At 68.5% G+C, this 12,780-nt stretch carries 9 protein-coding genes; 2 read left to right on the top strand and 7 right to left on the bottom strand.

Annotated features, from left to right (window positions below; genetic code table 11):
* Window positions 1-5: 5 nt before the first annotated feature.
* The 7 genes from BTH_RS06415 to BTH_RS33270 form a co-directional block, all read right to left on the bottom strand.
* Entirely contained in the window at window positions 6-1,280 is a 1,275-nt protein-coding gene (locus BTH_RS06415) for an MFS transporter (RefSeq protein ID WP_009896867.1), read from the bottom strand.
* Window positions 1,281-1,304: 24 nt separating this feature from the next.
* The gene (locus BTH_RS06410; protein ID WP_009896866.1) at window positions 1,305-2,102 is read right to left on the bottom strand and encodes a peptidylprolyl isomerase; all 798 of its coding nucleotides are present in this window, start codon (window positions 2,100-2,102) and stop codon (window positions 1,305-1,307) included.
* Between the two features lie 10 nt (window positions 2,103-2,112).
* A complete protein-coding gene (gene narI, locus BTH_RS06405; RefSeq protein ID WP_009896865.1) occupies window positions 2,113-2,796 on the bottom strand; it encodes a respiratory nitrate reductase subunit gamma in 684 nt (227 codons plus the stop codon).
* A gap of 103 nt (window positions 2,797-2,899) precedes the next feature.
* Window positions 2,900-3,592: a nitrate reductase molybdenum cofactor assembly chaperone gene (gene narJ, locus BTH_RS06400; protein ID WP_009896864.1), complete on the bottom strand. Its 693-nt coding sequence runs from the start codon at window positions 3,590-3,592 to the stop codon at window positions 2,900-2,902.
* Window positions 3,589-5,118 carry a nitrate reductase subunit beta gene (narH, locus tag BTH_RS06395; RefSeq protein WP_009900137.1) on the bottom strand — a complete coding sequence of 510 codons (1,530 nt, stop codon included), beginning with the start codon at window positions 5,116-5,118 and terminating at the stop codon, window positions 3,589-3,591. The genes narJ and narH overlap by 4 nt, the downstream gene beginning before the upstream one ends.
* Window positions 5,115-8,939 (bottom strand): nitrate reductase subunit alpha, encoded by a 3,825-nt coding sequence (locus tag BTH_RS06390; protein WP_011401206.1) that lies wholly within the window; start codon window positions 8,937-8,939, stop codon window positions 5,115-5,117. Before BTH_RS06390 ends, narH begins: the two co-directional genes overlap by 4 nt.
* Window positions 8,936-9,559, bottom strand: coding sequence for a hypothetical protein (locus tag BTH_RS33270; protein ID WP_127446366.1), 624 nt, complete (start codon window positions 9,557-9,559; stop codon window positions 8,936-8,938). Before BTH_RS33270 ends, BTH_RS06390 begins: the two co-directional genes overlap by 4 nt.
* Before the next feature lie 12 nt (window positions 9,560-9,571).
* Between BTH_RS33270 and BTH_RS06385 the strand changes: the two genes are divergently transcribed.
* Together BTH_RS06385 and BTH_RS06380 are read left to right on the top strand one after the other, a co-directional pair.
* Complete coding sequence (locus tag BTH_RS06385) at window positions 9,572-11,635, top strand: PAS domain S-box protein (RefSeq protein ID WP_009896858.1); 2,064 nt, start codon at window positions 9,572-9,574, stop codon at window positions 11,633-11,635.
* The gene (locus BTH_RS06380) at window positions 11,632-12,279 is read left to right on the top strand and encodes a response regulator (protein WP_009896856.1); all 648 of its coding nucleotides are present in this window, start codon (window positions 11,632-11,634) and stop codon (window positions 12,277-12,279) included. The genes BTH_RS06385 and BTH_RS06380 overlap by 4 nt, the downstream gene beginning before the upstream one ends.
* The last annotated feature ends 501 nt before the right edge of the window (window positions 12,280-12,780 follow it).

The following is a 12,780-nucleotide window of genomic DNA, read 5'->3' as shown; positions in this document are numbered from 1 at the left end:
CCGGGTCAGCGCGGGGATGTGCCCGTCACGGGCACGCGCCGGATCTCCGACAAGTACAGGACGATCAGCGACACCCAGACGATCCCGTACAGAAACATGAAGCATGTCGAGCGCACGCGGAACAGGTCGACGAGCGCGCCGAAGATGATCGGCAGCAAGAAGCCGCCGAGCCCGCCCGCCAGCCCGACGATGCCGGTGACGACGCCCATGTTGTGGGGGAAATCGTCGGCGACGTACTTGAACGTCGACGCCATGCCGAACGCGAACACCGCGCCGAGCACGAACGTCAGCACGACGAACGCGGCGAGCGGCACATGCAGCCTCAGCGTCGCGGTGCCGTCGATCGTGTGGATTACGAGGTCGGTGGGCGGATAGGACAGCAGAAACAGGCAAACCCACGCGACCCACAGCCCCCACCAGGTGACCGCGTGCGCGCCGTAGCGGTCGGCGAGCGCGCCGCCGAGCGCGCGCAGCACCGAGCCGGGCAGCGAAAAGCCCGCCGCGAGCGCGGACGCGGCGACGAGCGACATCCCATAGTCGTTCTTCAGATACTGCGGAATCCACAGCGAGAGCGCGGTGAAGCCGCCAAACGTGATCGAGTAGTACTGGCAGAGCTTCCACACGCGCGGATCGCGCAGCACCTTGAATGAATCGACCCATGAGCCCTTCTGCTCGCCCGCGCCGGGATCGGGGGCCGACGCGAACCAGAAGATCGCCGCGGTGACGAGGAGCGCGACCGCGTAGACGCGCGGCACGACGCGCCAGCCGTACGCGGCCAGCAACAGCGGCGTGACGAACAGGTTGACCGCCGCGCCGGCCGTGCCTGCGCCGAACACGCCCATCGCGAGCCCGCGCCGCTGCGGCGGAAAGAACCGCGCGACGTACGGCGTGCCGACCGCGAACGACGCGCCGACGCAGCCGAGAAAGAGCCCGATCAGCAGAAACTGCCAGAGCGCGGTCGCATAGCTCACCACGTAGACGGGTACCGCGCAGACGGCGAGCAGCACCGTCATCACGATGCGGCCGCCGAAACGGTCGGTCCATGCGCCGAGCGGCAGCCGCATCAGCGCGCCCGTCAGCACGGGCGTCGACGTGAGCATGCCGAACTCGGTCGCGTTCAGATGCAGGTCTTCGCGCAACTGGACGCCGAGCACGCCGAACATCATCCAGACGACGAAGCAGACGAGGAACGCGAACGTGCTGGCGAAGAGCACCGACCACGCGCGCGCGGGAATCGCGGGCGCATGGCCGGCCGCGCCGGAATCGTGCTGTGAGGCCATGTCCGCCCTCCTTTGTCGTTCAGTTCATTGAACCAGCGGGCCGTTCGCGTCGCCGAACGCGACGCCCTCGATCCGCGCGCCGCTCGCGAGAATCGTCACGTATTGCTGAATCGCCTTGTGCCGCACGCGTTGCGCGAGGAACGCGGCGATGTCGGCCGCGACCGCGTCGAACGGCACCGGATCGCCCGGCACGCGGCGCTCGATCCGCACGATATGAAAGCCGAAGCGCGTGTTCACGAGGCGCGGCAGCACGCCGAGCTCGGGCGTATCGAACACGGCCGCGTCGAATTCCGGCACCGAATCGCCGCGCAGCAATTGCCCGAGATTGCCGCCGACCGCCGATGACGGGCAGTTTGACAGCTCGCGCGCGAGCGTCTCGAACGTCTGCGGTGCGGCGAGCGCGCGCGCGAGCGCCGCCTCGGCCTCGCGGCGCAGCAAGGCGAGCGGCGTCGCGTCCGTCACCGCGAACAGGATATGGCTCGCATGCACGATGTCGTGCCGGCGAAAGCGCGCCGCATGATTGCGGTAGTAGCGCTCGCAATCGTCGTGCGTCGGCTGCGGCAGATGCGTGAGCTCGCGCGCGAGCAGCGCGTCGAGCGCGTCGTCGTCGAGCGGCGCGCCGTCGGCCGAGAGCCCGAGCGCGACCGCGCGCTGGCGCAACAGCTCGCGCACGACGAGCGCGCGCCGCGCCGCGCCGAGCGGATCTTCGGCGTCGGCGTGATGCTCGCGCTCGTCGGCGATGTCGGCCGCGCCGATCTCCACGCCGTTGACGCACACGCGCGCGTGCGGCCGCGTATCGCGGGTTGGGTCGATCGTATCCATCGGCGGCGGATCAGCGCTTGCGAACGAGTTGGTACGGGCGGATCAGGTACGCGACCGACGCGAACCCGCTCCAGATATGCACCATCCGCGTGAACGGCGACACGAGGAAGATCGTGAAGCCGAGCAGGATGTGCGCGCGATAGGTCCACGGCACGCCGGCGAGAAGCGCCGCGATGCCCGGCCGGAACGTGACGACGCCCTTCACGTAGTCGGTCAGCACCTCGAACATCGCGCCGTCCATGTGATGCGCCGACAGCACGACCGTCCCGAGCCCGAGCGCGAGTTGCGCCCACAGCATCAGCACGATCAGGATGTCGGATTTGCGGCTGTTGTGGCGAATGCGCGCGTCGCCCAGCCGCCGCAGGATCAGGATCGTGAGCCCGACGATCGCGACCGCGCCCGCCGCGCCGCCGCCCGCCATCGCGACGAGCTGATGCGCGGACGCCGACAGGAACGGCGACACGAGCCAGTGCGGCGCGAGAAAACCGACGAAATGGCCGGCCACGACGACGAGCACGCCCCAGTGGAACAGATTGCTGCCGAGCCGCAACGCGCCGCGCCGCAGCAGTTGCGACGAATCGCTCTTCCATGTGTACTGCTCGCGATCGAAGCGGATCAGGCTGCCGATCAGCAGCACCGCGACGCAGATGTACGGATAGATGCCGAACAGAAACGTATTCAGGTAATCGCTCATGGGCTTCTCCCGATTCTTCTCCGGGGGGCTGCGCGGGGCCCGCCCCCCAACCTTTTCACCGCCGGCGGCCGTTCATCCCGCCGCGCGCGGCGCGTTCGGCCGCCTAGCGGCCCGGCCGCTTGTCGTAGAACCGAACGGGCTCCGCCGCGCCCGGCGTCGCCGCGCCGACGAAGCGCACCGGCTCGTCCACGTAATCGGCGTCGAGCGCGCGATGGTCGACGATCGCATGCGCATCGTCGTCCGGCGCATCGGGCACGTCGGCCCGCTCCTTGCCCGCAAGCGACAGCAGCGCGCCGATCGCGAAGCCGTAATGGCTGCCGCGCTTGGCGAGCGCCGCCGCGAGCGCCTGCAGGATCTCCGCCGTCTCCTCTAGCAGGCCGCGCGCGTCGCGCTCCGGCAATCGCGACAGATACTCGAGGAACACCGGCAGATAATCGGGCAGCTCGTGCGTGCTCAGATAGAGCCCGTGCTGCTCGTACATCTGCAGCAGATCGACCATCGCCTGCCCCCGGTCGCGCGACTCGCCGTGCACGTGCTCGAACAGATGCAGCGACGTCGCGCGACCGCGATCGAACAGCGCGACGTAGTTCTCCTGCAGCGCCAGCAGGTCGCGCTCGCCGAGATACGCGATGAGGCGCGCGAGCCCGGCACGCGCGTCCTTCGTCAGACCTTTCGCGTCGCGCACGCACGCGTCGATCGCGGGCAGCGCGTCGACGAGCGCTTCGCTCGGGTAATCGAGCAGCGCCGACAGCGCCGAGTACACGGCGCCGCGCGGCGCGGCCGGTGCGTCGCTCATCGCTCCACCTCCTTGATCGGAATCGTCTTCTGGCCTTTCTTCATCCCGAACAGGCTCGTCGGCGACGTGCCGCCCGAGCAGCCGTTGCCGAACGAGAAGCCGCACGACGCGCGCAGGTCGAATGCGTCCTCAGCGTACTCGCGATGCGTCGTCGGGATCACGAAACGATCCTCGTAGTTCGCGATCGCGAGATAGCGGTACATCTCGTCGACCTGCGCGATCGACAGCCCCGCCTGCTTCAGCACGCCCGGCGCATCGACGCGCTCGACGTGGCGCGCGCGCATGAACGCGCGCATCGCGAGCAGCCGCTCGAGCGCCAGCTTCACGGGCGCTTCGTCGCCCGCGGTCAGCAGGTTCGCGAGATAGCGCAGCGGAATGCGCAGCGATTCGACGTCCGGCAGATAGCCGTTCATCCCGAGCGCGCCGCTGTTCGCGGCCGCGTTGATCGGCGACAGCGGCGGCACGTACCAGACCATCGGCAGCGTCCGGTACTCCGGATGCAGCGGGAATGCGATCTTCCAGTCGATCGCCATCTTGTAGACGGGCGAGCGCCGCGCCGCGTCGAGCCACGCGGCCGGCACGCCGTCGCGCTCGGCCTGCGCGGCGACGGCCGGATCGTTCGGGTCGAGAAAGAGCGATAGCTGCGCTTCGTACAAGTCGGTCTCGCGCTCGACGCTCGCCGCGTCGCTGATCCGATCCGCGTCGTACAGCAGCACGCCGAGATAGCGGATGCGCCCGACGCAGGTTTCCGAGCACACGGTCGGCTGGCCCGCCTCGATGCGCGGATAGCAGAAGATGCACTTCTCCGCCTTGCCGCTTTGCCAGTTGTAGTAGATCTTCTTGTACGGGCAGCCGGACACGCACATTCGCCAGCCGCGGCACTTGTCCTGATCGATCAGCACGATCCCGTCTTCCTCGCGCTTGTAGATCGAGCCGGACGGGCACGCGGCGACGCACGCCGGATTCAGACAGTGCTCGCAAAGCCGCGGCAGGTACATCATGAACGTGTTCTCGAACTGTCCGTAGATGTCCTTCTGCACGTGCTCGAAGTTGTAGTCCTTCGAGCGTTTCTCGAATTCGCCGCCGAGGATCTCCTCCCAGTTCGGCCCCCACTCGATCTTCTCGAGCCGCTCGCCGCTCACGAGCGAGCGCGGCCGCGCCACGGGCATCGCCTTCGCGTCGGCGGCTTCCTGCAGGTGCGCGTAATCGAACGTGAACGGCTCGTAGTAGTCGTCGATCTCCGGCAGATGCGGATTCGCGAAGATCTGCGCGAGCAGGCGCCACTTGCCGCCGAGGCGCGGCTCGATCCTGCCGTCCGCGCGCCGCTTCCAGCCGCCGCGCCAGCGCTCCTGGTTCTCCCAGTCCTTCGGATAGCCGATGCCGGGTTTCGTCTCGACGTTGTTGAACCACGCGTACTCCATGCCTTCGCGGCTCGTCCACACGTTCTTGCATGTGACCGAGCACGTGTGACAGCCGATGCATTTGTCGAGATTGAGCACCATCGCGATCTGCGCGCGGATCTTCATCGGGTCTCTCCTGCGTCGGCGTTGCGTTCGTTGGGGGCGGCCGGCGTCGGGACGTTCGACGCGGGCGCGGGCGCACCGCCTTCGTGCGCGCTTTCGTTTTCGCCGTCGAGCCAGTCGATCCGCTTCATCTTGCGCACGATCAGAAACTCGTCGCGGTTCGAGCCGACGGTGCCGTAATAGTTGAAACCGTACGACAGCTGCGCGTAGCCGCCGATCATGTGCGTCGGCTTCAGCGACACGCGCGTGACCGAGTTGTGGATGCCGCCGCGCGTGCCGGTGATCTCCGAGCCCGGCGTGTTCACGATCTTCTCCTGCGCGTGATACATCATCACCATTCCGCGCGGCACGCGCTGGCTGACGACCGCGCGCGCGCACAGCGCGCCGTTCGCGTTGTAGCACTCGATCCAGTCGTTGTCGGCGACGCCGATCGCCTGCGCGTCGCGCTCCGAGATCCAGACGATCGGCCCGCCGCGCGACAGCGTGAGCATCAGCAGGTTGTCCGTGTACGTGCTGTGGATGCCCCACTTCTGGTGCGGCGTGATGAAATTCAGCACGATCTCGGGGTTGCCGTTCGAGCGCTGGCCGACCATGTGCGCATAGCTGCCGGTATCGATCGGCGGTTTGTAAGCGCACAGCGATTCGCCGAACGCGCGCATCCACGGATGATCCTGATAGAGCTGCTGCCGGCCGCTCAGCGTGCGCCACGGCACGAGCTCGTGCACGTTCACGTAGCCCGCGTTGTACGACACGTGCTCGGATTCGATCCCGCTCCAAGTCGGCGACGAGATGATCTTGCGCGGCTGCGCCTGGATGTCGCGAAAGCGGATCTTCTCGTCCTCGCGCGCGTGCGCGAGATGCGCGTGCTCGATGCCGGTCATGCGCGACAGCGCCTGCCACGCCTTCACCGCGACCGCGCCGTTGGTCTCCGGCGCGAGCGCGAGGATCACCTCGGCCGCGTCGAGCGCGCTGTCGATCCGGGGCCGCCCTTGCGCGCAGCCCTCTTCGGTCACGCGATAGTTGAGCGCGCCGAGCAGCGCGACCTCGTCCTTCGTGTCCCAGCCGATGCCCTTGCCGCCGTTGCCGAGCCGCTCCATCAGCGGCCCGAGCGACGTGTACTTGCGGTACGTGCTCGGATAGTCGCGATCGACGACGGCCACGGCCGGCATCGTCTTGCCGGGAACCGCATCGCATTCGCCGCGTTTCCAGTCGCGCACGTCGAACGGCTGCGCGAGCTCGGCCGCGCTGTCGTGCGCGATCGGCGAAAGCACGACGTCGCGCTCGATGCCGAGGTGGCCTTGCGCGAGCTCGGAGAAGCGCTTCGCGATCCCCTTGAAGATCTCCCAGTCGCTCTTCGACTGCCACGCCGGATCGACCGCCGCCGACAGCGGATGGATGAACGGATGCATGTCGGACGTGTTCATGTCGTCCTTCTCGTACCACGTCGCCGTCGGCAGCACGACGTCCGAGTACATGCAGGTCGTCGACATCCGAAAGTCGAGCGTGACGAGCAGGTCGAGCTTGCCGCGCGGCGCCTGCGCGCGCCACGCGACCTCCTCGGGGCGCAGGCCCGTGCCGTCGCGGATCTCGTCGCCCTGCACGCCGTGCGTCGTGCCGAGCAGGTGCTTCAGGAAATACTCGTGGCCCTTGCCCGACGAGCCGAGCAGGTTCGAGCGCCATACGAACAGATTGCGCGGAAAGTTCTCGGGTGCGTCCGGGTCCTCGCACGCCATCTTCAGCTCGCCCGACGCGAGCCGCCGCGCGAGCTCCGCGCCCGCGTGCGCGGGATCGGCGATGTCCGCGCCGACGCGCAGCGGATTCGCGCCCAGTTGCGGCGCGGACGGCAGCCAGCCCATCCGCTCGGCACGCACGTTGTAGTCGATCGGCGCGCCGTGAAAGCGGCTCTTGTCGGCGAGCGGCGACAGCAGCGTGGCCGGGTCCATCGGGTCGTAGCGCCATTGATCGGTGTGCGCGTAGAAGAACGACGTCGCATTCATCTGCCGGGGCGGGCGGTGCCAGTCGAGCGCGAACGCGAGCGCGGTCCAGCCGGTCTGCGGCCGCAGCTTCTCCTGGCCGACGTAGTGCGACCAGCCGCCGCCCGATTTGCCGACGCAGCCGCACATGATCAGCATGTTGATGATCGCGCGGTACGTCATGTCCATGTGGAACCAGTGGTTGACCCCCGCGCCGACGATCACCATCGATTTGCCCTGCGTCTTGTGCGCGTTCTCCGCGAACTGCCGCGCGACCGAGATCGCATCCTCGCGCTTCACGCCGGTCACCGCCTCCTGCCATGCGGGCGTGTACGGCACGTCGTCGTCATAGCCCGTCGCGACGTCGCGCCCGCCCAGCCCCTGGTCGATTCCATAGTTCGCGACGAACAGATCGTAGACGGTCGCGACGAGCATCTCGCCGCCGGGCGTCGCGATGCGCCGCACGCCGATCCTGCGCGACAGCTCGGACGCGTGCGCGGTGGGATCGAAATGCGCATGCGGCTGGTTGCCGAAGTACGGGAACAGCACGTCGACGGCGTCGTCGTGGGCCCGCACGAGCGACAGCCGCGGCGCGAGCGCGTGCCCGCCCGCCGTCTCCGCCTTCAGGTTCCACTTGCCCCGGTTGCCGCCGTCGGGCTGCGCCCAGCGAAAGCCGATCGAGCCGACCGGCACGACGAACTCGCCCGTCGCGTCGTCGATCATCACGGTCTTCCATTCCGGGTGCTCGGCCTCGCCGAGCGCGCCGTCGAAATCGGACGCGCGCACGAGCCGCTCGGGCACGTAGCCCGCGCCGTGCGGCACGAGCCGCACGAGGCACGGCATGTCCGTGTAGCGGCGGCAGTAATCGGAGAAGTAGTCGCTCGCGCCTTCGACGTGGAATTCCTTCAGGATCACGTGTCCCATCGCGAGCGCGAGCGCCGCGTCGGTGCCCTGCTTCGGATGCAGCCACAGATCGCCGAACTTCGCGCCTTCCGAGTAGTCGGGAAACACCGACACGATCTTCGTGCCGCGATAGCGCGCCTCGACGAGGAAGTGCGCATCGGGCGTGCGCGTCTGCGGGACGTTGGAGCCCCACATCATGATGAACGTCGAGTTGTACCAGTCGGCGGACTCGGGCACGTCGGTCTGCTCGCCCCACGTCTGCGGCGACGCGGGCGGCAGGTCGCAATACCAGTCGTAGAAGCTCAGGCACACGCCGCCGATCAAGGACAGATAGCGCGAACCGGCCGCATACGACACCATCGACATCGCGGGAATCGGCGAAAACCCGACGACGCGGTCCGGCCCGTGGCGTGCGATCGTATGCACGTTGGCCGCCGCGACGATCTCGTTGACCTCGTCCCACGTCGCGCGCACGAAGCCGCCGAGGCCGCGCCGGCTCTGATAGCCGCGCCGCGCGTCGTCGTCGTCGTCGACGATCGAGCGCCACGCGTCGACGGGCGCCATCGTGCGGCGCCGCTCGCGCCACAGCCTGACGAGCGCGCTGCGCACGAGCGGATACTTGAGCCGGTTCGCGCTGTACAGGTACCACGAGTACGACGCGCCGCGCGAACAGCCGCGCGGCTCGTGGTTCGGCATGTCCGGGCGGGTGCGCGGATAGTCGGTCTGCTGCGTCTCCCACGTGACGATGCCGCCCTTCACGTAGACCTTCCAAGAGCACGAGCCGGTGCAGTTCACGCCGTGCGTCGAGCGCACGATCTTGTCGTGCTGCCAGCGCTGCCGGTATCCCTCTTCCCACTTCCGATCCTCGCCGGTGACCGCGCCATGTCCGTCGGAAAACTGCGGCCGGGTGGTCGTGAAAAAGCGCAGCCTGTCGAGGAAATGGCTCATGGCGATCCTTGTGGGGAGGTGAGGCGCACGGTTTTGAATCTAGCAACGGCCATTCGCAAAGTAAAGGTAACGGTAACGCGCCCCTTCGCGATCGCAGCCGCGCGCGCCGCGATCGCTCGGTCGCTCGGTCGCTCGGTCGCTCGGTCGCTCGGTCGCTCGGTCGGTCGCTCACGCAGCGGCGGCAACGAAAAAACCGGCGATGACAATCCGTCGGGATGCGGCGGCCGGACGGACGCAAAGGCGCGGAAAATGCCGATGGGGATTCGCCGCCCAATGTCGGCGAAGCAGATGGCGCACGTATGGCAGTGAATAAAAAATTGCGATGCGGCGCGTCGGGAACCGCGTTTATCGCCCCGATGACGCACCGCACGATGTGCGATGCCGCAGCCGCGCGTCGGCCATGCGGGCGCGGGCAGGCCCGCCCTGCGCGGCGATGCCGGTTCGAACGGATTGCAGTGCCGCGTAATATTTGAAAGAATTTCAGTCCGCGGCGCCTTTCGCGTTGTCGCATTGCCGAAAATGACGGGAATCAGCAAAATATCGGCATTCCTATTCCCGCCGCGCATCGAGCCCGTTCGCTCGACGCTCCCCCAACCAGCAGCACCGGCATAACGAAGCATAGGTATGAATTCATGACCGCCAGCGGGATCAACCCTGGCGCATCGCGCGATGCGTCCCATACCGACCGGCGCGCCGCGCTCGTCGCCGTGGCCGTCGCCGCATTGGGCATCGCCGCGTCATACGGCGTCGCGCGGCTCGTGCTGCAGCAGGAGCGCAATGCCGCGCAGGCCCGTTTCGAGCGCCGCGCCGCGCATGTGACGGCAACGCTGCGGCAGGAGCTGCTGACGGCCACGACCGTGCTGCGCGGCGCGCGCGGCATGCTCGGCGAGAACGCGTCGCCCGCCGCCGTCGGGTGGACGAACTATCAGGCGCAGCTCGATCTCGACCGCGCGCGCTCGCCGATCCGCTCGCTCGGCTTCGTCGACGCGAAGACCGCCATCGGCGCGGCCGCGCCGGCGGGCGTCGATCCGACGACGCGAACCGCGCTGCTGCGCGCCGCGGATTCCGGCCTGGCGACGCTCGACGCGCATACGGCGCCGCCCGACAGCACATACGCGCCGGACAGCGGCACGAGCGCGCTCGCGCTCTACCTGCCCGTCTACACGGCGAACGGCGCGCTGCCCGCCGCCGAGCGCCGTCGCCCGAACACGGCCGGCTTCGTCGTCGCGACGCTCGACCCGCGTCGCCTGGTCGAGTTGTCGACCGCGAACGATCGCGACATCGACCTGCGCATGACGGCCGGCGAAGCGGGCGCGCTCGTCTACACCACCGAGCGCGACTACGGCGGCGCGTACGTGTCGCATCCGCCGCTGGCGCTCACCGATTCGCTCAATTTCGGCGGCACGCGGCTCACGCTTGCCTATACGACGGAAAACCGCTGGGCCGCGATCCGCTCGAACGGCGTCGCGACCACGGTGTTCATCGCCGGCGCGGCGACTTCCGCGCTGCTCGCGGTGCTCGCGTACCTGCTCGTCGGCCGCGTCGGCGCGCGAGACGACTATGCGGACAACAGGCCGCTCAACGAAGCCCGGATGATGGGCATCATCCGCTCGTCGATGGAGGCGATCATCACGGTCGACGAAACGCAGACGATCGTGATCTTCAATCCGGCCGCCGAGCGCGTGTTCGGCGTGTCCGCGATGGACGCGATCGGCTCGCCGCTGTCGCGCTTCATTCCGGAGCGCTTTCGCGCGGCGCACGCGAAGCACGTCGATCAGTTCGGCGTGACGGGCGTGTCCGAGCGGCAGATGGGCCGCCAGCGCGTGCTGTTCGGGCTGCGCGAGAACGGCGAGGAGTTCCCGATCGAGGCGTCGATCTCGCAGATCCGCGACGGCTCCGGCAAGCTGTATACGGTCATGCTGCGCGACGTCACCGAGCGGGTGCGCAACGAGAACGCGCTGCGGCAGTCGCGCGAGGAGTTGCGCGAACTGTCCGCGAACCTGCAGAACGTGCGCGAGGAAGAGAAGACGCGGATCGCGCGCGAACTGCACGATGACCTCGGCCAGCAACTGACCGCGCTCAAGATGGACGTGTCGGCGATCGCGATCGCGCTCGCCCGCTATCGCGATTCGCAGGCAACCTCGCAGACGAGCCCGCAGCCGATCGCGGCGGTCGAGCAGCAGTTGCACGGGATGCGGCGGCTCATCGACTCGACGGTCGCGTCGGTGCGGCGCATCGCGGCCGACCTGCGGCCCGTGATGCTCGACGATCTCGGCCTCGTGCCCGCGATCGAATGGCTCGTGAACGATTTCACGAACCGCTACGGGATCGATGTCGAGCGCCGGCTCGACACCGCGGACACGAGCTTCACGAACGCCGGCGCGACGACGCTGTTCCGGATCGTCCAGGAGGCGCTGACGAACGTCGCGCGCCACGCGGACGCGACCCGCGTCGACCTGACGCTCGCGATCGACCAGGACTTCTGCCGGCTGCAGATCAAGGACGACGGCCGCGGCGTGCAGCCCGAAGAGCGCCGCGACGCGCACGGCGACAAGTCGTTCGGCCTCATCGGCATTCGCGAACGCGCGCACATGCTGAGCGGCACGGTCACGATCGACTCGGCGCCCGGGCAGGGTTTCTCGATCAAGGTCGCGCTGCCGCTCGCCGCGATCCGGCAAACGGACACGCCCCTATGATCAAGGTCCTGATCGCGGACGATCATGCGCTCGTGCGCGACGGCCTGCGCCACATTCTCGGCAGCGCGACGGGCTTCGAGGTCGTCGGCGAAGCATGCGACGGCCCCTCGACGATCGATCTGATGCGCTCGACCGATGCGCAACTGCTCGTGCTCGACCTGTCGATGCCGGGCCGCAACGGGCTCGATCTCATCAAGCAGATCAAGGAAGAGAAGCCCGCGCTGCGGATTCTCGTGCTGACGATGCATGCGGAGCAGCAATACGCGTCGCGGGCGTTCCGCGCGGGCGCGTCAGGATACATGACGAAGGAAAGCGCGAGCGCGGAACTCGTCGGCGCGCTGACGAAGATCGCGGCGGGCGGCGTCTACGTGAGCCTCGCGATGGCCGAGCGGCTCGCGCAGAGCCTGAACGAGCCCGTCGAATCGCTGCCGCACCAGCGGCTTTCGGACCGCGAGTTCGACGTGTTCCGGCGGATTGCCGCCGGCGAGACGATCACCGAGATCGCGCAGGCGCTCGACGTCAGCGCGAAGACGGTCAGCACCTACAAGGCGCGCATCCTCGAGAAGATGCAGATGCCGCACGACGCGGCGCTCGTGCGCTACGCGATCCGGCACAAGCTGTTCGACGACGGCGACGAGATCTGATCGACGCGGCGCGGGCCGCGGGCCGGTCGCGGCGCGCTCCTTCGCGCCGACGCGCGCCATGCGCGGTTTCCGGCAGCCTCCGCCGCCGCTTACCGCCGCCGCGCCTCCCCCGCCGTCCCACCAGCTTTCTCCGCCGACGCCGAAATGTCGGATTGACGCGATTCACGCCGCGAGCGCCATCCGTTCGTATCGTGGTCGCGTTGTCGCGCGCGCCATTGCCCGCCCGCCTTCCCTCGGCCTCCCTCGGCTTCGTTCGCCGCCCGTCGCCGTTCTCATCCCGCCCGCCTCGGGCCGCCGCCAGGCGCGCCGCACCGGCGAGCGCCCGTGGGCCGCCGGCCGGCGGGCCGAATCCTTCGCCGCCCGACGCCCGCTTCGCCGCCGCGCGGCGCGTCCCTTACACTGCCCGCCCGGCATCCGGCCCCGATTTCGTGTCCGCATCGGCGCAAACCCTCGTAGGAATATCCCTACAGCGAACGAGCCAACGCCTACCCCATTTTCACC

Origin of the sequence: Burkholderia thailandensis E264, from assembly GCF_000012365.1 — a bacterium.
In the GTDB taxonomy this organism is placed as follows: Bacteria; Pseudomonadota; Gammaproteobacteria; order Burkholderiales; family Burkholderiaceae; genus Burkholderia; species Burkholderia thailandensis.
The sequence above is the reverse complement of the archived record's forward strand: the minus strand, read 5'-3'. Positions and strand labels throughout refer to the sequence as shown.